This is a genomic window from Ignavibacteriota bacterium, from assembly GCA_016218045.1.
GTDB lineage: Bacteria > Bacteroidota > Ignavibacteria > SZUA-365 > SZUA-365 > JACRFB01.
Map to the genome: position 1 here is coordinate 14,907 of JACRFB010000042.1, position 23,527 is coordinate 38,433.

Annotated in this window: 17 protein-coding genes; 6 read left to right on the forward strand and 11 right to left on the reverse strand. The window is 59.6% G+C overall.

Translation table 11 applies throughout. The features are described from left to right. Both HY962_11280 and HY962_11285 read right to left on the reverse strand, forming a co-directional pair. Complete coding sequence (locus tag HY962_11280; protein ID MBI5647503.1) at window positions 1-1,191, reverse strand: restriction endonuclease subunit S; 1,191 nt, start codon at window positions 1,189-1,191, stop codon at window positions 1-3. Beyond that, window positions 1,188-2,648 (reverse strand): N-6 DNA methylase, encoded by a 1,461-nt coding sequence (locus HY962_11285; GenBank protein MBI5647504.1) that lies wholly within the window; start codon window positions 2,646-2,648, stop codon window positions 1,188-1,190. Before HY962_11285 ends, HY962_11280 begins: the two co-directional genes overlap by 4 nt. A 295-nt stretch (window positions 2,649-2,943) precedes the next feature. On the opposite strand from HY962_11285, the gene HY962_11290 reads away from it, so the two are divergent. Continuing rightward, window positions 2,944-3,288, forward strand: coding sequence for a DUF4405 domain-containing protein (locus HY962_11290; GenBank protein MBI5647505.1), 345 nt, complete (start codon window positions 2,944-2,946; stop codon window positions 3,286-3,288). 231 nt (window positions 3,289-3,519) lie between these two features. On the opposite strand, the gene HY962_11295 is transcribed toward HY962_11290, so the two are convergent. From HY962_11295 to HY962_11315, 5 genes are all read right to left on the reverse strand, one after another. After that, window positions 3,520-4,362 carry a hypothetical protein gene (locus HY962_11295; GenBank protein MBI5647506.1) on the reverse strand — a complete coding sequence of 281 codons (843 nt, stop codon included), beginning with the start codon at window positions 4,360-4,362 and terminating at the stop codon, window positions 3,520-3,522. Window positions 4,363-4,456: 94 nt separating this feature from the next. After that, window positions 4,457-5,605 (reverse strand): DUF362 domain-containing protein, encoded by a 1,149-nt coding sequence (locus HY962_11300; GenBank protein ID MBI5647507.1) that lies wholly within the window; start codon window positions 5,603-5,605, stop codon window positions 4,457-4,459. A 214-nt stretch (window positions 5,606-5,819) separates the two neighbouring features. Continuing rightward, on the reverse strand, window positions 5,820-6,512 hold the full coding sequence (gene queC / locus HY962_11305; GenBank protein ID MBI5647508.1) for a 7-cyano-7-deazaguanine synthase QueC: 693 nt from the start codon (window positions 6,510-6,512) through the stop codon (window positions 5,820-5,822). Window positions 6,513-6,763: 251 nt separating this feature from the next. Then, window positions 6,764-7,105, reverse strand: coding sequence for an NADPH-dependent 7-cyano-7-deazaguanine reductase QueF (gene queF, locus HY962_11310; protein MBI5647509.1), 342 nt, complete (start codon window positions 7,103-7,105; stop codon window positions 6,764-6,766). A 128-nt stretch (window positions 7,106-7,233) separates the two neighbouring features. Beyond that, window positions 7,234-7,542, reverse strand: a complete 309-nt coding sequence (locus HY962_11315; GenBank protein ID MBI5647510.1) for a GIY-YIG nuclease family protein — start codon at window positions 7,540-7,542, stop codon at window positions 7,234-7,236. Between the two features lie 489 nt (window positions 7,543-8,031). Between HY962_11315 and HY962_11320 the strand changes: the two genes are divergently transcribed. Beyond that, window positions 8,032-8,598, forward strand: a complete 567-nt coding sequence (locus HY962_11320) for a biotin transporter BioY (GenBank protein MBI5647511.1) — start codon at window positions 8,032-8,034, stop codon at window positions 8,596-8,598. A 16-nt stretch (window positions 8,599-8,614) separates the two neighbouring features. Then, a complete protein-coding gene (locus HY962_11325) occupies window positions 8,615-9,274 on the forward strand; it encodes a radical SAM protein (protein MBI5647512.1) in 660 nt (219 codons plus the stop codon). 244 nt (window positions 9,275-9,518) lie between these two features. Here HY962_11325 and HY962_11330 read toward each other — a convergent pair whose 3' ends face one another. The 4 genes from HY962_11330 to HY962_11345 form a co-directional block, all read right to left on the reverse strand. After that, complete coding sequence (locus HY962_11330; protein MBI5647513.1) at window positions 9,519-10,292, reverse strand: DUF169 domain-containing protein; 774 nt, start codon at window positions 10,290-10,292, stop codon at window positions 9,519-9,521. Window positions 10,293-10,396: 104 nt separating this feature from the next. Beyond that, a complete protein-coding gene (locus HY962_11335) occupies window positions 10,397-11,575 on the reverse strand; it encodes a Fic family protein (GenBank protein ID MBI5647514.1) in 1,179 nt (392 codons plus the stop codon). Window positions 11,576-11,772: 197 nt separating this feature from the next. After that, window positions 11,773-15,567, reverse strand: a complete 3,795-nt coding sequence (locus tag HY962_11340; protein MBI5647515.1) for a hypothetical protein — start codon at window positions 15,565-15,567, stop codon at window positions 11,773-11,775. A gap of 480 nt (window positions 15,568-16,047) precedes the next feature. Next, complete coding sequence (locus tag HY962_11345; protein ID MBI5647516.1) at window positions 16,048-18,483, reverse strand: leucine--tRNA ligase; 2,436 nt, start codon at window positions 18,481-18,483, stop codon at window positions 16,048-16,050. 582 nt (window positions 18,484-19,065) lie between these two features. Here HY962_11345 and HY962_11350 point away from each other — a divergent pair. From HY962_11350 to HY962_11360, 3 genes are all read left to right on the forward strand, one after another. Beyond that, window positions 19,066-19,926 (forward strand): c-type cytochrome, encoded by an 861-nt coding sequence (locus tag HY962_11350; protein ID MBI5647517.1) that lies wholly within the window; start codon window positions 19,066-19,068, stop codon window positions 19,924-19,926. A gap of 610 nt (window positions 19,927-20,536) precedes the next feature. Beyond that, entirely contained in the window at window positions 20,537-20,890 is a 354-nt protein-coding gene (locus HY962_11355) for a hydrogenase maturation nickel metallochaperone HypA (GenBank protein ID MBI5647518.1), read from the forward strand. Next, the gene (locus tag HY962_11360) at window positions 20,890-23,295 is read left to right on the forward strand and encodes a carbamoyltransferase HypF (protein MBI5647519.1); all 2,406 of its coding nucleotides are present in this window, start codon (window positions 20,890-20,892) and stop codon (window positions 23,293-23,295) included. Before HY962_11355 ends, HY962_11360 begins: the two co-directional genes overlap by 1 nt. Window positions 23,296-23,527: the final 232 nt, after the last annotated feature.

A 23,527-nucleotide genomic window follows, 5' to 3' on the forward strand; every position in this document is an offset into this window, starting at 1 on the left:
CTAAAGTTCACCGTTAAATGCTTGGTGCAGCAGTGATTGCTTCAATGCTGCCAGCGCGAAGATTTTGCGGGTATAGATTCTGGCGAGGTGTTGGGTTTCTTCGGACAAGGCATCGAGCTTGGCGACAATTTGTTTCTGGTCGGCGAGAATTTTCGGAAAAGAAATCTCAATCGTCTTGAGCAGGCTCGCCTTTATGCCTTGGACGGTCGCGCCAGTCCCTTTGGTGCGGATGCGTTCCTGCACCGGCTGCGACAACAGGAGGTATTTCAGGAAAGTGCAGTCGAGCTTTTCTGCGTTCGGCTGCATGATGATTATGCGCTGGGCGAAGGCCACCTTCCCGTCTGTGTCGAGTTGCGCGACATTGGCGAGCGGTGCTTCGGTGGTGAAAAGTATGTCACCCTTCTTCGGAATGCCGCGCGTCATCCAGCTTTGGTAATTGTCGGCGGCGATGAACTCCATCGGCGATTCTTGGACATAGCCCATCTTTACGTTCTTTGCGGTGATGAGCCGAATTCCACTCGAGGTCTTCACTGGCGTCTTGCCGCGATAATCAATAAAACGGTTTTCCGATCCAATGGTCGTCTCCACCCACCCCTCGCCCCGTTTCGTGAACACCTCATTCAGGTGGCTCTCAAACAGCGCGCGGGCGTTCTTGAGGTTCTTCTCGGCATTGGCCGACGCATTTGCCAAGCCTGCAAACGCCTCGTCTAAAATCTTGACTATGCGTTGCTGTTCGGTGAGATGAGGTAGAGGAATTGGAACCTCCTTTAATTTACCGCCAGAAAGTTCTTTGAATGTCGCGCCTGTTCCGAGAGACTCCAATAACTCAACTATACTGCTTAAATAATAATATAAAAACTTGTATTCAAGTTGGTTGCTCGGTATCAAACTCTTGCAACCTTGATTTGTAGACATTGGCTCCGTGTTAATAATCAAATGACCGATCGGCGCACGTGAAGAAAGGACGACCGAGAACGGGGGCAACATCCTTGCTGAACTGTTGCGAAGCCCTGCATCAGTTAGCCTACGCTCCGTATCATGCACATACGGCGATTCACGCTTACCCATTTCAGCGGGCGTGATCCAGCGATGTTCCCCGCCCCAGTATTCAGGCACGTTTGTCCTTGGTGTACCCCCGTTTACAACTTCGCAAACATCACCAATGCATTTCTTTTGCCAGATATGTTTCACTTCAGCGATCCCTTGATGTGCTCCAGCACTTTGGCACTCTCAGCGTCGAGCGCGGCGATCTCGTTTATGATCTCACGCGGACTACGGTGAACGACGGCCTCGCCACCATTCGGATTCTTTACAGAGAGATCACACGAGTCGGGATCCACTTCCTTGACATCGATACTCCAGCTCTTGGGTGAATCGGCGCAGGTCTTCTGTAGCGTGACGAATTCCGCAAGATCGTCGTCGTTGAGTGGATTGGTCTTGCCAAGATTGCGTCCGGGATCGAGCTGGTAGTACCACACCTTGCGCGTCTTTGTACCCTTCTCGAAGAACAGCACCACCGTCTTCACTCCCGCACCCTGAAAGGTACCGCCGGGGCAATCGAGTACGGTGTGCAGGTTGCACGTTTCGAGAAGATGCCTCCTGAGACTCACAGAAGCTTTGTCAGTGTTCGAGAGGAAGGTATTCTTGATCACCACGCCGCCGCGTCCGCCCGCCTTCAGCATCTTGATAAAATGCTGCAGGAAGAGGAAGGCGGTCTCACCCGTGCGAATGGGGAAGTTCTGCTGCACCTCCTTGCGCTCCTTTCCTCCGAAGGGCGGGTTTGCGATCACAACATCCACACGGTCCTTCTCTTGTACGTCCGCCAGGTTCTCCGCGAGGGTGTTTGTGTGAATGATGTTCGGTGCGTCGATCCCGTGCAGAATCATGTTCATGGTTGCGATCACATAGGCGAGCGACTTCTTTTCCTTGCCGTAGAAGGTGCGCTCCTGCAAAACGCGATCCTGCGCGGTGCTGCGTTTCGGATTTGTCCGCTTCAGGTAATCGTACGCCTCGCAGAGGAAGCCCGCGGACCCGAGGGCGCCGTCGTAGATGCGTTCTCCGATCTGCGGTTTTACAACCTCGATGATGGCGCGGATCAGCGGGCGCGGGGTATAGTATTCTCCGCCGTTCCTGCCGGCGTTCCCCATGTTGCGGATCTTCGCCTCGTAGAGGTGCGAGAGTTCGTGTTTCTCCGTCTGCGAGCGGAAGCGCAGCTCGTCGATATGATCGATTATCTCGCGTAGATTGTAGCCGCTATGAACCTTGTTTTTGATCTCGCCGAAAATCTCGCCGATCTTATAGTCTATCGTGTTCGGACCGCTTGCGCGCTGTTTGAAGCCGTGCAGATAGGGGAATAACCTTCTGTCCACGAAGTCACGTAGATCGTCGCCCGTCAGCGCCTTGTTGTGGTCCGTTTTGCCGTCTTTCCCCTTCGGTGCCGCCCACGTGTCCCAGCGGTAGGGCTTGTCGAGAATATAGCTGTACGACTTTCCGTCCAGCTTGGCCTTCATTGCGCGGTCCTGTTCCAGCCCGTCCAGGTATTTCAGAAAGAGCAGCCAGGACGTCTGTTCCGTGTAGTCGAGTTCCGTCGTACATCCCGCCTCTTTCCACAACACATCATCGATGTTCTTGAAGGCTTGTTCGAACATAGTCACCAATAGCGTACGATTTGAGAGCAAAGCAGGAATTTCGGGCAAGATACGGCTAATTCAGATCGTGACGAAGAGATATCAGAGTTGTCCATCTCTTACTGCGAGGCCGGGATTCCTGAAAACCGTGTAGCACCGTCCCAACAGGGACACAAACAGATCCACAGCTATTGCGCTGTGCCACCGGCGGAATCCCGATCGCGAGAAGTTGTATTTTTACATACCGGCGGAACGTGGTTGCTTCGGACTGTCCGGTTGATACAGCACCTGAATCATTCAGCAGAGTGAGTGGACCATGAACAGCACCTCCCGGCAGTCGATGAACAAGCGGGCTCTTACGTCGATGTTCATGTTTTTTTCCTTCGTGTGCCTGCCCGCCTCCGGCATCCCGCTGCACTACTGCCGCTCCGGCGATTTCTCCACCGCCGAACACTTTCTCATGAGTGTGCACAACATGGCCGCGACGATGTTTGTGATCGCCACGGTGTTGCATCTCGTGTGGAATTGGACCGCGCTCACGAAGTACATCATCGACAAGCAGCGCGAGTTCTTCTCCTTCAAACGCGAGATGCTCATCGCCCTGTTCGTCGTCGTCCTTCTCGTGGGCCTCTTCTCGTCACACGCCCTGCACGTACATTGAGCGGCAAGCGTGGGGTCTGTTCTGCTCCGTTGTAGGCGGACGGCCGGTGTCGTTCTGGAGATGTACCAAGGTGGGAAAGTAGCAAAGTGGGAAAGTAGCAAGGTGGGAAAGTAGCAAAGTGGCAAAGTGGAAAGGCGCTGGCCGGCTGGATCTTCTACTTTGCTACTTTCCACTTTTCACGTTCTTCTGCCTTGCCACTTTTCACCTTCAACGTTCTTTCACTTTCCCCGTTTACCGAAGAGCCACCCGCTTCAACACCTCCGCGAATTCGGCGGCTGCAGCCGTCGCCTCGACAAGGTATAGCCGCGCGTTCGTGCCGAGACGCACGGCGCGGCGCCGGCCGTCCTGCTCTCGAATGCTCCAGGATGTTGCATACACGGCTTGTTCGTCGAAGCCCGCGTGGCGGAGGAACGTCGCGCGTGTCTGTGTGTCGCGGAAGGTGATGCGGGCGATGAGGCGCAGACCTGCGGGAGCGGAGATGTCGATGGTCTCGACCGTGTAGCCGTCGAGTCCGTCGAAGAGCGCTTCGAGCGCGGGGAAGGCGCTCTGCAGCCCGAGCGGACCATAAATACGACGATGTTGTCCGATAATATCCGGACGGCCCGGACGGAGCAGCGGAGCCGGCGTGAAGCGCTCGGCGCGGTACTGACTGCGGAGCGCGCGCAGCAGCGCGGGCAGCACGGTGAGTGCCGTGTCGGGCGGCGTGATGGTGAGTTGTATCCACCGCCGTCCCACAAGCGCGCTTGCGCCGTGTGCCCCTATTTCGTCACGCTGTGTGTGCTGCGCCGTGATTCGTGCACCCGGACCACTCGCGCGCAGCGACACGAGTCCGTACGCCGCGGCCGCGTCGGACATCTGGTACACATCCACCGTCGCTTCCATGTTGCCCCGCCTGAAACGCCGTACATCGAGCCGCACAAAGCCGTATTCGTGATACAGCTCCGCGCCGCCGTTGATATACCCGAACAACTGCTTGCCCGCATAGGCCTGTGAATCCACCACCGCCCAGCCGCGCAACACCGGCTGCGCGGCGGCGATCGGTGCAAGGAGGATAAGGGCGAGAAAGAGCTTCATGGTGGAAGGTGGCAAAGTAGCAAAGTGGAAAGGTAGCAAGGTTACAAAGTAAAATCTCGCCTTCACGTCTTTACCCCTTCACATCTTTACGACTTCACGCCTTTATGACCTCAATCTTCGCACGATCCGCCACACCGAGCTTGTACCCCTCGGCCATGGTCATGAAGCCAATGCCGCGCGGACTTTCCTCCTTCTGCACGCCGGTCTCGATGCGTTTTTTCAGGACGATTTCATAGCCGATACGATCGACGGCCACGGGGTCGGATCCGGCGAGAAGGGTTTTGTATTCGGTAAAGAATTTTGGATCGGCTCCGGGACCGCCGTTGTAACACCCGATGATGCCGTCGACGATGTTCAGCACCACCTTGTCGCGCAGCGGCGGGAAGCAGGGCACCTGCGCGCAGGTCTCGGCCCAGAGTTGTTTGTGCAGGCGTCCGGTGTTGGTGATGGCTCCGTACGCGAGATTCTTCAGGCACAGCGTCACGGTGGGGCCGGCATTTTTAAGGATCGGGATATTGATGATCTTCGTCACTTCCTTGGTTACAAAACTCGCGAAGTACGAGTGTTTACCCTGGTTCACCATGTAGGGCAGTGTTTCCGCATCGTAGCTCTCCTCGCAGTCTGCCCAGTAGAAGATGTCGCGGTCGATGCGCTTCTCGCTGTGCAGTTTGCCCTCGGCGTCGTAGAACGATCCGGCGTCGTCCTTGCACTCGGGACCGGTGATGCGTATGCCGGGGAAGGCCGCGGCTGTAAAACCCGCCTCGTGGAGTTCGAACTCGCGGCGGTCCCAGATCACGATGTTCTTCCGCGGGATGCCCGCGTCCTCGAGCTGCGCGATGATGGCGTGCACGAGTTCCGGACTTGTCGAAAGATCCTTGCCCGCCACCGGATTTACCTTCAAGCCGATCACGTCGTCGGGCGTCACGAAGGTGCGCCATGCGTCGGCCAGACTGCCGGCGCCGGTGAGACTCAGCATCGTCGCCTCGAGCATTTTTTTCATCGCGTCCGCGTCTGGACGTCCGTTGCTGATGCAGGTGTCGGAAGAGACCTGCGCCACGCGTCCGGGATATTTGCCCGGCATCGACATCTCCGTGCGAGGGATCTTCAACGCGTCCTCGATGTTGGTCGCGGGTTTGTCCGCGCGCAGCGCGCGCGCCGCCGGATGTGCGCTCACAAGCGACGGCAGCACCGCCGCGGTGGCCGCTCCGCCCGCAACCAGTCGGAGAAAATCTCTCCGCGGAATTCCATTCTCAGGTGGCTGGTGGCTCATGGTGGGGTCCTCCTCACGCGTGTGATGGTGGGTGTTTGGTTGGATCTTCGGAGGGTGAAAGTAGCAAAGTGGAAAGTGGAAAGTGGAAAGTAGCAAAGTGGAAAGTGGAAAGTAGAAAGTGGAATGCGGGATGCCGGACATCGAGTATCTGTTACTTTGCTACTTTGCTACCTTGCTACATAAAACGTTACAACGTTGTTCCACCGACATATGGAATTGGATCCGAATAGCCGGCTTGCGCAAAGCCGCGCAGGCGCAGGGCGCAGGATTCGCAGACGCCGCAGGCGTGGTCTTCGTTTTTGTAACAACTCCATGTGAGGTGCAGCGGCGCGCCGAGTTCGAGTCCGCGACGCACGATGTCGGCTTTGGAGAGATCGATGAGCGGCGTGTGTATGATCATGGGGCGCTCGTTTTTTGTGCCCGTTTCGATCACACGCTGCCAGGCGTCGTAGAACACGCGGCGGCAGTCGGGATAGCCGCTCGAATCCTCCTCCACCGCGCCGATGAACAGCGCTTCCGCGCCGATCACCTCGGCCCAGCTCACCGCGATGGCGAGCATGTTTGCGTTGCGGAAAGGCACATATGTGTTCGGAATCCCGTCTGTCGATTCCGACGCGTCGTTCACATGCAGGGTGGTGTCGGTCAGGCTCGAGCCGCCGATACGTGCCAGATGTTCGATCGACACGATCATACGTCGCGAGTCGGGCACGCCGTAGTGATCCGCTATCGCCTGGAAGGCCTCGAGCTCGCGTGTCTGTGTGCGCTGTCCGTAATTGACGTGCAGAAATGCCAGCGTGTACGTCTCCGCCGCAATCGCGGCGGTGACACACGAGTCCATTCCGCCGCTGGCGAGCACAATCGCGATTGATTCGTTGGGCATCGTTGTCTTTACGTTACACGTAGCACGTATCCATGTGACACGTTGTAGGTAGGAAAGTGGGTAAGTAGCAAAGTGGCAAAGTAAAAGATTTCCGTCGCGATTGATTCGTTGGGCATCGTGGTCTTTACGTTACACGTAGCACGTATCCATGTGACACGTTATTGTGGGAAAGTAGACAAGTAGCAAAGTGGCCAAGTAAAAGATTGTTCCATTACACCTTTACCTCTTCACGCATTTACCTCTTCACGCCTTTACGCCTTTACTCCGTCATACTCCGCAGTGATCACCGAATAGATTCCCCCGCGCGTGTTGAAGGTGCCTGTGACCTTCATGCGGCGGGGTTTGCACACGTTCACAAGATCGTCGAGGATCTGATTCACGGCGGTTTCGAAGAAGATGCCCTTGTTGCGGAATTCGAGGTAGTAGTACTTGAGCGATTTCAATTCGATGCACAATTCGTCGGGCACATACCATACTTCGATGGTCGCAAAATCCGGCAACCCCGTCATCGGACACACCGACGTGTACTCGGGATTCACGTGCCGGATCTCATACTCGCGGTTCGGATACTTGTTCGGAAATACTTCGATCATCACTCCACCTCTGTCAACGGATACTTTCTCCCACGAATATACCGCAGCGTGTGCATACAAGCACGGAGAGCGGGAGCGGAACAACGACATGGTGTCTCGCTGAGCGGAGTCGAAGCGCGGCGGCATTTCTACCTTCGTTTGCTTGCAGATCCATTTCTGCATTCCGAAAGCTGCCGTACCGATTCCATGTCTCTTGCAATGAGGGCTGACTTCTTCGCCCGGCTCCAACCCTTGATTTGTTTCTCTGCACGAATAGCTTGTTCGATCAAGAGGTAGTCCTGCAAGAACACGAGACGCACCGGTCTGCGTTGCGCGGTATATGACGTAGGGTCCACAGCGTCCTGATGCTCTATAAGTCGACGAGTTATATCATTCGTGACACCGGTGTAGTATGAACCATCTGCACATTCAAGGATGTAGACGTAGTACTGTTTCATGATGTGCCCCTTTAATGGCAATGATGTACCCGGGCTTTGTACGCGCGGCGTAAATACTTTGTTCCCATGTGGCGAGGGTGAGGGGTTTTGTACAGATGTCTCAGGGCTTGCAGGCCCGATCCCGTTTCACGGTTACTTCGCGTTCCGCTGTGTGTGTCAGGATGAACGTAGTCGAAGCCGACACGCGCATCAGTCGCGCTTTCCGCCCAAGGCGGATCCTGCGAGACACCGAGTCGTCGCGCTTCGACTCCGCTCAGCGAGACACGGAGTCGTCGCGCTTCGACTCCGCTCAGCGAGACACCGAGTCGTCGCGCTTCGACTCCGCTCAGCGAGACACCGAGTCGTCGCGCTTCGACTCCGCTCAGCGAGACACCGAGTCGTCGCGCTTCGACTCCGCTCAGCGAGACACGGTGTCGTGTTGACGTTGCTCCCTGCGGTGATTTTCCGTAGTTTTACGAACAGAGTTTTCCGACCAACAACGGATCAATCATGCAGTTCTTCTCGACACATTCCGGAACATTGAGTATCGTGCGCACGCGCACGTTTTCACACACCGCGGCTATCGGCGGCTTTGCGCTGCTGACGGCTGTCGGCGCACAGATTGCCATTCCGACTGTTCCCGTTCCCTTTACGCTGCAGACCGTGTTTGTGCTGCTCTCGGGCGCAGTGCTCGGCGCGCGGCGCGGTGCGGCCGCCCAGCTCGCCTACCTCGCGATGGGCGCGGCGGGCCTGCCGGTGTTTGCGGGCTTCAGCGGCACCTTCGTCCATCTGCTCGGACCGACAGGCGGCTACCTGCTCGCCTTCCCGCTCGCCGCCTTTGCGACCGGTTTCCTTTTTGAGAAACTCCGCGCGCTGCCGCGTTTTGCCGCTGCCCTCGTGTCGATGACAGCCGCCATGGCGCTCGTCTTCGCGATCGGTGTGTCGTATCTGAATCTGATGTATATGCACGACTGGAACGCCGCCTTTACCGCCGGCTTCCTGCATCTGCAGGTGTGGGACGCGGTGAAAATCGTGTCGGCTGCCGGTATCGCCTCGGCCGCGCGCCGCTCCGCGTAAACCGCCGCGCGCGTCGATGAGCAGACTCGCGCTCAACGAAATATTTTTCAGCATCCAGGGTGAGGGCAGCCGCGCAGGGCTGCCCTGCCTGTTTGTGCGCCTGCATGGCTGCGGACTGCGCTGCTCGTGGTGCGACACCCCGTACGCGCTCGAACATGGCGGCAGCGGGAGCGAACTCGTGTCCATCGAGGAGGTGCTCGCGCGTGTCTCCTCGTACGGCTGTTCCTTCGTGGAAGTGACCGGAGGCGAACCGCTCGAGCAGGAGGCCTGTCTGCCGCTGCTCGCGGCCCTCTGCGACGAGGGCTACACCGTGGCCGTGGAAACGGGCGGACATGTCGACATCGCACAGGTCGACAGCCGCGTGGTCATTATCATGGATCTCAAGGCGCCCGGCTCGGGCATGGAAAAGAAAAACCGCCTGCGGAATCTCGACTACATCAAACCTTCGGACGAACTCAAGTTTGTGCTCGCCGACCGTGCGGACTATGAATGGGCGCGCGACCTCATCCGTGCGCGGCGCCTCGATGCCATCACAAAACACCTGCTCCTCGCGCCCGTCTTCAACACACTCGATCCGCGTACGCTCGCCGAGTGGATACTCGCCGATCACCTCCCCGTGCGCCTCGGATTACAATTACACAAAATCATCTGGCCCGCGGATATGCGAGGAGTGTAGTGGAGTAGGGAGCTGGGAGTAGGGAGTAGGGAGTAGGGAGTTGGGAGTAGGGAGTGGGGACAGCGGGAGAGCGGGACAGCGGGACAGCGGGAGAGCGGGAGAGCGGGACAGCGGGAGAGCGGGACAGCGGTGTAGTGTCACGCCGAGCTTGTCGAGGCGCGATGACACTGCGAGAATTTTACGCGTGTCGGCTTCGACTCCACTCAGCCTGACACGCGCGATGAAGAGCACGGTGACAGCAGGATCAATCGCCTGAATGTAATCTGCTGTTGCGGTCCATGCGTGTGCGGACGGATTTCCAGACGTCGGAGACAAGGACGTTATCTTCCATGCGTTCGGCCATGGTGATGAAGGCGTGCCAGGGCAGGGCGAAGGAGACGGCTCCGGCCTCGATGTAATGACGCGCCTTCATGTCGAGCATGCCGATGAAGGCCTGTGGTCCGTGCTCAGGCACCGCGCGTCCCGGATGATACACAAGCGACGAGCAGCCGGAACAGTAGAGCGAGGCAACCGTGTCCGGCGCGGCGCCGGGTCCGTGCACCAGGGTCATGAGACCGGACAATGCGTCGGGCTGCGGGAAAAAGACAACCACCTCCGGAATATCGGTTTCGCGGAGCGCCGACCAGGGTTTGCAGATCAGGTAGCGCCGCCGCTGCGGCAAACCCGGGTAGGCGGCATTCAGAGCGGCCGTCTCCGATCCCGACACCACCACACGTTCGCCGCTGATTTTTCCCGGCATGCCGCAGGAGGGGAAGGTGTCGTGGAAGGGGCGCAGGTTGGCGCCGAAGCCGAAGTACAGGCGCGCGCCGTTGCACGAGGCCGTGTCGTCGACAAAGTACAGCGCCTGTCCGGCGCGGACGCGCGCGATGTGATCGAGCACGCAGTGCTGGCCTTCGATCGCCTTGATCGGCTGCGCATCGCAGGTCTCGTCGCAGTGGAAAAACACGATGGGCAATTCCTCATTCGGGAAGAAACCCTTCCAGAGCATGCGGAAACGGTGAATCAGAGTCTTGTCCATGACCTGCCCCCCGGGGCTGTCGGCGCGCTGCGCCGTTCATCGATGTTCGTGGAATCACAAACTACGGAAAAACTCCGCTTCGTCCACCCGGCTCACTCGACGCGTCACACCATAGCGGCTGTGAGCGGATCGCTGAACAGTGCGATGTAGGGAGCGTAACGGAAACGCCTGTTCCTTGAGTGACCCGTCATTTCGGAGAGGATTCCCAGCGTCTCGAGTTTTGATACGAGACTGTTGGCCGCAGAGTATGTCGTACCCGTCAGCGCCTGCACTTCATTGACGGAAACGATGGGCCGGTCGAATAACGATTCGAGCACCCTGTGCCCGTTTGCGGCCGCGCGGCCAAGCCCGATTGTGATGTCGTTGCGATGGACCTCACGTAACTGGAGAATACGCCTCGCAGTCTCCGTTGCTTCGGTGGCTACATCAATCACACCGCGGAGAAAGAAGGCGAGCCACCCTTCCCAATCGCCTCGATCACGCACAGCCTGCAGGTGATCGTAATATGCCGCACGGTGCTGCCGGAAGTAGTGCGATAGATACAAGACCGGCTTTTGCAGCACCCCGCGCTCGGTGAGCAGAAACGTGATGAGCAGACGGCCGACACGGCCGTTTCCATCCAGGAAGGGGTGTATCGTCTCGAACTGCACGTGCGCAAGTCCAATTTTTAGCAGCGGTGGAGATCCATCATCCTTGTGAAGGAATCGCTCCAACTGTCCAAGCAGCTCCGGCACCATGTGAGCGGGTGGTGGTACAAACGTTGCCGTGTTGAGCGTGCTGCCCGCGGGACCGATCCAGTTCTGACTCGAGCGCAGGTCTCCCGGCTGTAATCTCCCGCCGCGCACGCCCAGCAGCAGCCGTGCATGAATCTCGCGGATGAGCCGCACAGACACGGGCAGTTCAACGAGCCGCGCCAAGCCATGATTCATCGAAGCGACATAATTGATAACCTCGTCGACATCTTTCGGTACGGTCTGATCGTACAGCCTCGCCTCCGCTGCAAGAAGATCCTGCAGAGAACTTTGGGTCCCCTCTATCTGGCTGGAGAGGACGGCCTCCTTCCGAACATACATAAAGACAAACAGGTCCGGATTTGGCAGTGTGAGCACCGAGCCATCCAAACGGCCGAGCGCACGATCCGCCTCCGACAACAGCCCCTGCAGTTTTCCGCTGAGGGAAACGGGAGGATCCGGCAGCAGCGGTTCGGGCACAAATGCGCTGTACCCGGTCGGCTGTTGTACGTAGCGACCTGCACGTCCCGCGCTGTTCGTCTTTGATTCCATAGTATTGGCTGCCTGCAATAAGGATCAATTATTCGTCCATATTATACGCAGCCTATAACATGGAGTCAATTCGCCGTCCATATTATAGGCTGAGGCACATACAGGGCACCAATTCCGCCGATCCGCGGGATGGTATGATGGGGGTGAAATCTCCGGTCGGCGGGCTTTTCCGTGGATTCGGTGTGGAGATTTCGCTTTCACTCCAACAATAAGGTCACATGCTCATAGGGTCCGAGCACGCCAGTGCGAAGCGTCGTTCTCTCCTCGTCGGCCGTCTTCTGATGTGGCTGTCGGACTTGCAACACATACTTCTGCGTCGTTTCCGTCGGATTGAAGAGGCGCAAGAAAGCTGAAGCGGCATTCGATGCGGCATCAGAAGGATTTGGACCCGCATCAGGATACTGGTCGAGACTGCCCATCCGCAGCAGCACGACACTCGGATTGTCGATATGTACTCGCAACTGTACCGGAGTCGGTTCTCGATTTTCCCGCGCGGGACGGGCAATCAGGAGAGGAGTGGAAATGAACGGCTGCGCCTGCTCGATGCCGAAACGCATGGCGGCCGCGGCATCGTAGCCTCCGTGCGGACGGATCGCGTAGCGGAAGCGGAGCTCGCCCTCCTGATCTGCGCGGAAATTCGTGTGCCAGTGATTGTTCAGCGCCCAGGAGTAGAGTGTCTGTGAAGGCGGAAGAGTGCGTATCCACTCGGGCGATTGCCACTGCGCTCCGAGCAGACGCGCTGTGATGCCGCCCACTTCCATCAGCGGCGCGTCGAGTGTGGCCCAGGTCACACCCATCGTATCGTTCGAGATGTCCACATGCCGCTGCACCGTCAACCAATTCTTGCAGGAGCCGGGGAGCTGATCCTTCTCCGGGATGATGGTCGCCCAGGGGGCGTCGATGCGCATCGTGCCGCCGGGTATCCTGAAGCCGAAGCCGAAGTGCACCCCTTCCTTCTCGCGTATGGCGATCTTGTCGAGGCGATTTTCGATTTCCAGAAAATCGGCCTCGGCCGCGAGGCGGATTTCGCGCTCCAGCCAGTGGCAGCCGGGTGCAGGTGATCTCACGAGGAGCGCGGCTCTCAGTGGTCCTTTTTCCTTCACCGTGATCGTCGCTGATCCGGATCCCAGCAGCCGCGCGAGTGAATCGCCGGGGAGATAGAAGTAGGCGTTCATGCCTGCCGCGGAACCGGAGTCGACGTACTCCCGCTTTGTACGCAGATCGATGATCGAAGCAATGTTGCCTGTAACACTGTCGAGGCGGATACGGAGGATGCCGTTCGACAGTTCGTATTTCTCCGCGCGTGCCACATGCTTTGGATACGCGACTTCACCCCGCAGCACGTAAGATTCGAAGCGGAAACGCTCGACGCCGAAGGCGGGAATCCCCTTGGAATACAGAGCAAGACTGCTGTCGGCAAGCACCTGGTGTCCGATCGCGTGGACGCTGTCCATCACGGTGCCTGTCTTGCGCGAATAACCGGGCGGCAGGATAATCAATCCTTTGCGGGTCTGGTCGAGCGTGTTGTACACGTCGGCAATTCGCGTGTTCGTGTATGGATGACGTTGGGGCCCGGTTATTATTCTTGCGCGAGCGAGGGAAAGAGTTGAGTCGCGAAAAGAGCGGGCAAGTGAATCCGCTGTTTCTGCGAATCCGCGCTTGGTGTGCCACTGCTGCCGCACGGCTTCGTTGTCCGGCTCCGAAGTGCTGTTCCATGCACCCCAGGTGTGTTCCGAAAACAGCGCCACAAAGCGCCACGCCTCATCCGAGGATGCCGCGGGTTCAAAGCCCGTCATGGTCCGAAGAGTTTCGGTTTGCAGCAGCGTTTCCACCGCTCCGCGTTTCAGCGCCGTCTCCCGCGCGCCGCTGCCGATGCCGTCGGTCCAGTACTCGGTCATGTCGCCGCTGTAATGCGGAAGCACCGCGCCATAGCGCGCCTCGAGCACCGCGCAGGCGGTTGCGGTGGACGAGATCAGGATGCGTGGTGAAGCATAGCGTTCGTTCCAGGCGCGCACGGCGTCGGGCAGGTCGGGATCGATGGCGGCGTTGTCGCTCAAGGCCCACGAGAGCGCGATCATATCGTAGGGATACCGCTTCGCGGAGAGTGTGGCGAGATGATCGAAGAGATACGGATCCAGAAATCCTTTTTCCGGATCCTCACCCGCGATGGCGCGCACGGAATCGTGCCAGAGCCGGTTGCGGATGCGCTGGCCCTTGAGGCCGTAGGCGAGCGAGTACGGTTGTATCTGCCAGTACAGCAGGGTGTCGCGTCCGCTCTGTGAAATCCAGTAGAAGGGTTTGTCCTCCCAGGCCTCGCGCACGAGGCCGATGCGGTCGGAATTGTTCGGAGCGCTGACGAAGTACCGTATGCCCGAGCGCGCGGCCGCGGTCACCACACCCCACGCGGCGCCGGGAATGTCGACCTGCATCATCGAGGTGACGGGGATGTTGTACTGCGAGGACATCGCGCGCGCGGGGCGAAACAGATCAATCAGCTCTTCGGCATTGTTCGTACTGGTGTTGGTGTTTGTATACGTGGCGTCGAGATGCAGCCAGCCTTTTTTGAGCGCGTCCTTCAGACGCGGGTCTGGGATCCGTGGCGTGGATCTGCGCAGTCGGTCTTGCGGATGCCCGTATCCCCACAATGCCCAGGCCGTCTCGAGATTCCACACGAAGCGGCTGCCCTCGGGGTAGTTCTGCGTACGCTCCGCGAGATCGATCGCCGCCTCGATGTTGTTCCAGTGAATGTCCTCGACACGATGCTGCTGATCCGTGTAGCCGATGTCGACGTGTGAATGCGGCAGCAGGTACACCGTGTAGCGCCGCACGGGTTGAATAACATGAACGACCTCGTGGAGGGGCGGGCGGCCGTCCGATGTGCGATGGGGCGGACGGCCGTCCGATGCGTGTACGGGCAGACGACCGACTGATGTGCGTTGGGGCGGACGGCCGTCCGCCCGTACACGCGTCCCCGCGTCCGCCCCAACACGCACGACCATCTTCCTCGGCGCATCGACCGGCGGCACGGGGAGAGGAATCTCGGTGTGACCCGGACGCAGCACAAAACGATGTTCCGCGAGGAGCACACTGTTCGAATCGAGCGCGGAGAGCACGACGGGTTGCGGCGCGCCGAAATGCCAGATGCCCGCGCGCAGGCGTTGCGACTCGCTGCCGTCGGTCGAGCGAAGCAGGCACTCGTCCGTCCGCACGCGCAGGCCTTCTGCCAGCGGCATCTGGAACACCATGAACCAGCGCCGGTCGTTCGCGTGTTCGCCGCGCACGGCGATGTTCTGCGCACCCGCGCGCAGCAGCGCCCGCGGCATCGACAGTGTCAGCAGACCGAAGGCGTCGCCATGGACATCGATGAGCAGTGTGTGAAAAACGAGGCGCATGCCGTTGGCCGCAGTGGTGTCGAAGCCCGTCCACGACGAATCGCGCGGATTGCGGAAGTGAAACACTTCAGCGCCGTTCACCGACAGACGAAACAGCCGTCCCCCCGGCTTCGTGTCGAAACCCGCGAGCATTACGAAGCGCGCGGTGTCGCCCGTCCACCCGGCGGGCACTTCCTCTGTCTCCCATTCGATGTACTTCGACGAATCGATCGCGCGCACCAGCAGCGCGTCCGTTGCTCCCGGGAAGCGTCCCGCGTAGTCGATCACTTCGCCGGTGATACGCGTGTTGCAGCCGGAGAAGGAGAGCGGGACAGCGAGAGAGCGGGAGAGCGGGACAGCGAGAGAGCGGGAGAGCGGGACAGCGAGAGAGCGGGACAGCGGGACAGCGAGAGAGCGGCCCTGTGTCACGCCGAGCTTGTCGAGGCGCGACGGAAGAGCGTACCCACGACACAGTGTCTCGCTGAGCGGAGTCGAAGCGCGACCACATGGTGTCAGCGCCTCGTTTTCATTGGCTGCGAAGCCAAGGCGCGGCGGAGCGGCAAACACCATCTGTGTCAGCATCACACCGCTTGTGACGAGTGCGAGGAACAGAACACTCACGCGGCGTTTGCACGATGCGCTGCGGCGCGGGAGAGGTGATGAAGGAGGCATGTGCGTTGGGCTGATAGGAAGGAAGCGCGGTGGTGGTGTGCCTGCGTATGCGCGGAGGAAGTGTGTACGGCGCAAACTTACGATAGCGGGGGATGAGACGGGAGGGGAGCTCGTCATGTACGAGCGGAACTACCGGTTTTTGAAGCATACTACTCAAGTGTACCGCTGCAACACGGATGTGTGCCGTGTGTCGCCCTCCGCTGCGCTCCGGGCTCTATCGTGTCGCCCTCCGCTGCGCTCCGGGCTCCGTTGAACGTAGCAACGTGGAAAGTAGCCACGTGGAAAGTAGCCACGTGGAAAGTAGCCACGTGGATCGTAGAACGTTGAACGTGCGACGTGTTACGTGGCACCGTGGAAAGTAGCAAGGTGGAACGTGCTAACGTGTCACGTGTCAACGTGTAACGTGTTACATCTCACGCCTTCACGCCTTTACCCCTTCACGACGATATTCACCAACCGATCCGGCACCGCAATCACCTTCACGATGGTCTTGCCTTCGAGGTGCGCGGCGACGCGGTCGCTGGCGCGGGCGAGGGCTTCGAGGTCGGCGGCCGAGCCGCCCTTGGGGACGAGGATCTTGTCGCGAAGTTTGCCGTTCACCTGCAGAATCACCTCCACTTCGTCGTCGACGGTGAGAGCCGGATCGTACACGGGCCAGGACACGTCGGCGGTCGAGCCGGTCTTGCCGAGCAGGTGCCAGAGTTCCTCGGCCAGATGCGGCGCAAAGGGCGCAAGCAGCAATGTGAACGTTTCCATCACTGAGCGCGGACGCACATCACGTTTCGTCATGTCGTTCACAAAAATCATCATCTGCGAAATCGCCGTGTTGAAGCGCAGTCCCTCGATGTCCTCACCCACTTTTTTGATGGACTTGTGCAGCAGCTTCAACGTCTCGACATCCGCCTCGGCATCGACGATGCTCGCGTCGAGACGCGCCACCGTGGCTTCGGCATCGTCGGCCACGTACAAGCGCCATACGCGGTTCAGGAAGCGGTGCACACCCTCCACACCCTTGGTGTTCCAGGGTTTGACCTGTTCGAGCGGACCCATAAACATTTCGAAGAGCCGCAGCGTGTCGGCGCCATAATCGCGGATCACATCGTCGGGATTGATCACGTTGCCGAACGACTTCGACATCTTGCGCCCGTCTTCCCCGAGTATCATGCCCTGATTGACGAGGCGCATGAACGGTTCCACCGTGTGTACGTGCCCGAGGTCATAGAGCACCTTGTGCCAGAAGCGCGCGTAGAGCAGATGCAGCACCGCATGTTCGGTGCCGCCGACGTAGAGGTCCACCGGTCCCCAGTACTTTTCCTTTTCCGGATCGACAAAGATCCCGTCGTTGTGCGGATCCATAAAGCGCAGGTAATACCAGCACGAGCCCGCCCACTGCGGCATCGTGTTGGTCTCGCGTGTCGCGGGCGCGCCCGTCTCGGGATCCGTCGTGTGCACCCAGTGTTCGATGAGCGCGAGTGGTGATTCGCCCGTGCCGCTGGGTTTGTAGGTTTCGACTTCGGGCAGGGTGACAGGCAGCAGCGCCTCGGGCACGAGTTTGTGTGTGCCGTCCGCGAGGTGCAGCACCGGGAACGGCTCGCCCCAGTAGCGCTGCCGCGAGAAGAGCCAGTCGCGCAGTTTGTAGTTCACCGTGCGTGTACCGAGCCCCTGCGATTCGAGCCAGGCCGTCACTTTCTCGAACGCGTCGCGATAGCCGAGTCCGTTGATAAAGTCCGAGTTCACCGCGACACCGTGTTCCGTATCTGTGTAGGCGGCGTCCTGCACATTGCCGCCGGACACGACTTCGACGATGGGCAGATCGTATTTTTTCGCGAAGTCCCAGTCGCGTGTATCGTGCGCGGGCACCGACATGATGGCGCCGGTGCCGTAGCTGATGAGCACGTAATCGGCCACCCACACCGGGATGCGCGCGCCGTTCATCGGATTCACGGCATAGGCGCCGGTGAACACGCCGGTCTTGTCCTTCGTCAGTTCCGTACGTTCGAGATCACTCTTGCGCGCGGCCTCGGCGATGTACGCATCCACAGCCGGGCGTTGATCCGCGGTGACGATGGACGCGACCAGCGGATGCTCGGGCGCAAGCACCATGTAGGTGGCGCCCCAGAGCGTGTCGGGGCGTGTGGTGAAGACGCGGATCACACCCTCGCTGTCGGCGATGCGGAAGTCCACCTCCGCGCCCTCGCTGCGGCCGATCCAGTTGCGCTGCATTTCCTTGAGCGACTCGGGCCAGTCGAGGTCGTCGAGATCACGCAGCAGGCGTTCGGCGTAGGCGGTGATGCGCAGCATCCATTGCCGCATGGGTTTGCGCACGACGGTGAAGCCCTTCTCCACCTGTTCCGGCACTTCCTCGTTCGCGAGCACGGTGCCGAGTTCCGGGCACCAGTTCACGGGTACTTCGGCGATGTAGGCGAGTCCTTTTTTGTAGAGCTGCGAGAAAATCCACTGCGACCACTTGTAGTACTTCGGATCGGTGGTGTTGACCTCGCGGCTCCAGTCGTACGAGAAGCCGATCATCTTGAGCTGCCGGCGGAAGTTCTCGATGTTCTTCTGCGTGGTGATGGCGGGATGTATCCCTTCCTTGATCGCATACTGTTCGGCCGGAAGGCCGAAGGCGTCCCAACCCATCGGATGCAGCACGTTGAAGCCGCGCATGCGTTTGTAGCGCGCGATGATGTCCGTCGCCGTGTACCCTTCGGGATGACCCACATGCAGGCCCGCCCCTGATGGATACGGGAACATGTCGAGCACGTAGTACTTCGGTTTCGAATAATCCTCTGTGACAACGAAGGTGTTGTGTTCATCCCAATACTGTTGCCAGCGGGATTCTATCTCGGCGAATGGATAACGCATGATGCTGTCCTGTGTGAGCGTACGCGGCCCGCGGCCGCTGGAATTGCGTAAAATACGAAGATGAGTCGGGAGTTGGGAGTAGGGAGTAGGGAGTTGTGTGATGCCGAGCTTGTCGAGGCACGACGGGACAGCGGGACAGCGGGAGAGTGTCTCGCTGAGCGGAGTCGAAGCGCGACGACACTGTGTCTCGCTGAGCGGAGTCGAAGCGCGACGACACTGTGTCTCGCTGAGCGGAGTCGAAGCGCAACGAAACTGTGTCTCGCTGAGTTCGCATTTGGTGGTACGATACGTGACAGCGGGGACAACAGATCAGACGGCCGCTCATTATTCAGCATCACCGTGTTGTGATGGAGGAAGCGATCTCGTATGTGTGGCGTCCGATGATGATCCTCCTTGAATGCGCACAAGTATACGTCTCAACAAATGAGACATGGTGAATCCCATACATAATAATGGTACATTCCCGTGCTCGATTTTTGCAGCAACTCTCATGCGTGTGGCCCGTCTGTTTCTCCATGAACGCGCACTCACTGATAGCTTCGCCCAGCGGGGTGGCGTTTTATTCCACTTATTGGAGAAACCATGAAAGCGATGGTCCGTGCCTCCCTGCTTGCCGTTCTCACACTTCTTTTTTCACGCTGCAGCGAGGATAACACAAGTGTTCCCGCCCCCACCGACCCCGCCGCGTACCTGAGTGCCAGCGCCTCGAAAGGCGGAATACTGTATGACAATTTTTTCAGCACCGAGGGTGGTTTTAATCAATCAGATCCGAACCTTGCCACGTTCAAGACCTTCAGCGATTTCTTCCGCTGCAAACAGTGCCACGCGTGGGATCTGCTTGGGACTGGAGGTTCGTACAACAACAGAGCGCCGAAAAACAACCGACCCAATGTCTCGAGCGTAAATCTTTTTCAAATCGCGAAGACAAAAACTGCACAGGAACTGTTTGACGCCATGAAAAGGACGACCAACAGACGTGCAGCGACGGCCGATCTGTCAACGTATAATCCCGCCACATTTGCGACGCTCGGTGATCAGATGCCGGATTTCAGCAGCATCCTCACTGATGCCCAGATTTGGGACCTGGTCAAGTTCATGAAGGCGGGCGCGACGGACGTCAGTCTGTTGTATGACGCCACGTATACAGGGACGTATCCCGCGGGGAAGGCGACGTACAGCAACCTGGGAAAAGACGGAAACGCTGCGAATGGAAACACGTATTACAGCGCCAATTGTGCGATCTGTCACGGTGTAAAGGGCGACACCTTCCTTATGGAAAACATGACGGTGGGTGCGTTTACCCGGTCAAAACCGAATGAAGTGCAGCATAAAGTGCGCTTCGGTCAGCTCGGATCCGTCATGGTCGGTAAATTCGATATCACGCTGAGCCAGATGAAGGATCTGTACAAAGCTCTTGCCGACACTGTCGCCTTCCCGAAGTAAGTGAGCGGGGGACCGGCCATCGCTCCGTCCCCACGTACGATCTGTCTCCACGCAGAGGGCTGTCGATGACAGCCCTCTGCGTTTCTGCACTGCGCGCAAGAGACCACTTCGATCCGCATACCGTGTGACAGTATCCGCACACTCCTTCTCGACGCACGGTCGGGCGTTGGTGATGGTATTTTGCTTGGATTGGGATTCGGTTTAGCCGCAAGTGCCATGCTCGCCATGCAGGATGCAAAGGCGCATTCGCTGCCGGACGATCCCGGCGAGAGGTTCCTTCTCGGGCTGAAAACTGTGGGTGCGCCGGCGGTTGTCTGCGGGTATCTGTTAGGTCTGCTTCACTCTGATTGGGAAAGAGTGTGCAAACCCTCGGAACCGGATTTCGAAAACACAATTCGGAATGCATCGTACTTCGTTCGAGACATTCCGCCGGAATTGACTCTCTGGAAGTGACTCAGGGTCGGAGAGCCGGACAGCGGGACAGCCGGAGAAAACCTCCCCTTCTCCGTGCCTCCCTGTTGCTGTTCTCCTGTTCTCCATTCCCTCCGGCACTCCACGCTCCTTCGTCATTACATTTTTTCTTCCTCCGCGCCAGGCCCTACATTTCCTTATGCATGAACTCTCCATCGCCGAGAACATCATCGACATCATCCGCCAGTACGTGCCGGAGCACGAGCTGCCGCTGGTGCGCGATGTGCGGCTGGCGATAGGCGCGCAGTCGGGCATAGCGCCGGAGGCGCTGGATTTCGGATACGCGTCTCTTATTTCAGAGACGCCGCTCGGCGGCTCGGCGCTGCGTATCGAACTGGTGCCGTACCGCCTGCGCTGCCACGGCTGCGAGGAGGAATTTGTCAGCAACGACGGACTCGTCGTCTGTCCGTACTGCGCGGAAACACGCTGCGACACGTTGGCCGGAACGGACATGCGCGTGGTGGATATCACGCTGGCGGAGGACGGATCCTGATGCAGCGCCTCCGCATCGTGATCTTCGGCGCGGTGCAGGGCGTCGGCTTCCGCCCCTTTGTCTATCGGCTCGCGACGGAGCTGGCCCTCGCCGGCTGGGTGCGCAACACGTCGCAGGGCGTGGTGATCGAAGCCGATGGCGGCGATGGTCCGCTGCGCGCCTTCCTCACGCGTCTGCGCACGGATCTGCCGCCGCGCGCTTTCATCCAGAGCTTCGAAAACACCTGGCTCGACGCTGCGGGCTACGCCGGCTTCGACATCCGCGACAGTGACACGTCGGGCGCACCCACGGCGCTGATCCTGCCCGACATCGCCCCGTGTCCCGACTGCCTCGCGGAAATGTTCGATCCGGCGGACCGGCGGCACCTGTACCCCTTCACCAACTGCACGAACTGCGGTCCGCGCTACACCATCATCGACGCGCTGCCCTACGACCGCGCATCCACGTCGATGCGCGGATTCACGATGTGTGCGCGCTGCGAGGCCGAGTATCACGATCCGGCAAACAGGCGCTTCCATGCGCAGCCCAACGCGTGTCCCGACTGCGGACCGGTCCTCTCGCTGCACGACGCCGAGGGCCGTCCGCTCGCTTCGGCGCGCGAGGCGCTGCTCCACGCCGCGGACGCCCTGCGCGACGGCCGCATCGTGGCGGTGAAAGGTGTGGGTGGATTCCACCTCATGACCGATGCGCGCAACACCGAGGCTGTTCTGCGCCTGCGCGCCCGCAAACACCGCGAGGAGAAACCACTCGCGGTGATGTTCCCCTCCATCGAATCCGTCCGGCAGTGGTGTGATATCACCACGCAGGAGGAACTGCTCCTTACCGCCCCCGAAGCGCCGATTGTTCTCGTAGCGACGCGTACAGACATACCTCACACAGCGAGGAGTGTAGGGAAGAAACTATTCGTGCAAGATACCGCTGAGACGTCGATCGCGTTCCCCGCCTCTCTACTCCCTACTCCCCACTCCCCACTCGATGCGATAGCGCCGAACAATCCGACGCTCGGCGCCATGCTGCCCTCGTCGCCGTTGCACGCGATACTGCTGCGTGAGTTGGATTCTCCAGTGATCGCCACAAGCGGGAATATTTCGGACGAACCGATCTGCATCGACAACGACGAGGCCGTCGCGCGCCTGCACGGTGTAGCCGATCTGTTCCTCGTGCACAACAGGCCGATACGCAGGCATGTGGACGATTCGATCGCGCGCATCATCGACGGGCGCGAGATGCTGCTGCGGCGCGCGCGCGGCTATGCGCCGCTGCCTGTTGTGGTGTCCGGCCTGACCGCGCAGGTTCTGGCGCTCGGCGCGCATCAGAAAAACACGGTTGCGCTCGCCATGGGCGGCAACGTGTTCGTGAGCCAGCACATCGGCGATCTCTCCACTCTGGAAGCACACACGGCTTTTACACGTGTGCGGAACGACATGCTCGATCTGTACGGCGCGCACCCGGAACAGGTCGTCTGCGATCTGCATCCCGACTACCATTCCACACATGCGGCCGACGCCGGGGATCTACCCGTCGCGCGCATACAGCATCACGCGGCGCATGTGGCCGCGTGTAAAGCCGAGAACGGACTTGCGGGACCGGTGCTCGGTGTTGCGTGGGACGGGACGGGCCTGGGTATCGACGACACGATCTGGGGCGGCGAGTTCCTGCGAATGGACGACGCGGGCTGGAGCCGCCTCGCGACGTTGCGCGGTTTCCCCCTGCCGGGAGGTGACGCCGCGTCCCGTGAACCCCGCCGCGCCGCGCTGGGGCTGCTCTACGCGATGTCGGGCGAAGACGCCTTCACCGCGCCGCATTTGCGCGATGTTTTTACGCCGGACGAAACTGCGATGCTGCGTTCGATGCTGTTACAGGAGCGGAACACCCCGCAGACACACAGCGCCGGACGCCTCTTCGACGCCATCGCTTCGCTGCTGCATCTGCGGCAGCGCTGCGCCTTTGAAGGGCAGGCGGCCATGGAACTCGAGTTTCTCGCCGCGGAGACCGAGGCCGCGCCGTATCCGTTCGAACTGCGGGAAAACAAAGGAGCAGAGGATCCGATTATCGGTGATGGCGACACGGCACGGCCGCGCTGGATACTCGACTGGGAAATGATGCTGCGCGGCATACTCGCCGATCTCGACACGGACAGGGATAGATCCGCCATTGCGGCCGCGTTCCACGCGACACTTGCCGATATGATCGTTGCCGTGGCGCGTGCTGTGGCTCTGCCGCGCGTGCTGCTCAGCGGCGGGTGTTTTCAGAATCGTCTCCTCAGCGAACTGACCATCAGCCGCCTGCGCGGCGCCGGCTTCCAGCCCTATTGGCATCAGCGCATTCCGCCGAACGACGGCTGCATCGCGCTGGGGCAGGCAGTGCTTGGATCTGCTGCGCGTGTGAGAATCGATTTGACGTGATGGATCTGTTGAGTGTGGAAGGTAGCAACGTGGAAAGTTGAAGGGGAAAGAGGGAAGGGGGAAGGGGGAAGAGGGAAGAGGGAAGGGGCGGAATGCGTTTTTCACACCGTCATTGCTTCGTGTATTCGCGCCGCGCTGCGCAATCCCATGAGCCCCGGAGGGGCGGCATTCACCAACCCACACCGTGAGAAGTCTGCTGCGCGCCACGCGATCCCACCTTCCACTTTCCCCG

Excerpts from the sequence above, each read along its gene's own strand:
- HY962_11355 (MBI5647518.1), top strand. The coding sequence starts at position 20,537 with ATGCATGAACTCTCCATCGCCGAGAACATCATCGACATCATCCGCCAG.
- HY962_11285 (MBI5647504.1), bottom strand. The coding sequence starts at position 2,648 with ATGTTCGAACAAGCCTTCAAGAACATCGATGATGTGTTGTGGAAAGAG.
- HY962_11360 (MBI5647519.1), top strand. The coding sequence starts at position 20,890 with ATGCAGCGCCTCCGCATCGTGATCTTCGGCGCGGTGCAGGGCGTCGGC.
- HY962_11335 (MBI5647514.1), bottom strand. The coding sequence starts at position 11,575 with ATGGAATCAAAGACGAACAGCGCGGGACGTGCAGGTCGCTACGTACAA.
- HY962_11315 (MBI5647510.1), bottom strand. The coding sequence starts at position 7,542 with ATGAAACAGTACTACGTCTACATCCTTGAATGTGCAGATGGTTCATAC.
- queF (MBI5647509.1), bottom strand. The coding sequence starts at position 7,105 with ATGATCGAAGTATTTCCGAACAAGTATCCGAACCGCGAGTATGAGATC.
- HY962_11325 (MBI5647512.1), top strand. The coding sequence starts at position 8,615 with ATGAGCAGACTCGCGCTCAACGAAATATTTTTCAGCATCCAGGGTGAG.
- HY962_11295 (MBI5647506.1), bottom strand. The coding sequence starts at position 4,362 with ATGAAGCTCTTTCTCGCCCTTATCCTCCTTGCACCGATCGCCGCCGCG.
- HY962_11320 (MBI5647511.1), top strand. The coding sequence starts at position 8,032 with ATGCAGTTCTTCTCGACACATTCCGGAACATTGAGTATCGTGCGCACG.
- HY962_11350 (MBI5647517.1), top strand. The coding sequence starts at position 19,066 with ATGAAAGCGATGGTCCGTGCCTCCCTGCTTGCCGTTCTCACACTTCTT.
- queC (MBI5647508.1), bottom strand. The coding sequence starts at position 6,512 with ATGCCCAACGAATCAATCGCGATTGTGCTCGCCAGCGGCGGAATGGAC.
- HY962_11330 (MBI5647513.1), bottom strand. The coding sequence starts at position 10,292 with ATGGACAAGACTCTGATTCACCGTTTCCGCATGCTCTGGAAGGGTTTC.
- HY962_11290 (MBI5647505.1), top strand. The coding sequence starts at position 2,944 with ATGAACAGCACCTCCCGGCAGTCGATGAACAAGCGGGCTCTTACGTCG.
- HY962_11345 (MBI5647516.1), bottom strand. The coding sequence starts at position 18,483 with ATGCGTTATCCATTCGCCGAGATAGAATCCCGCTGGCAACAGTATTGG.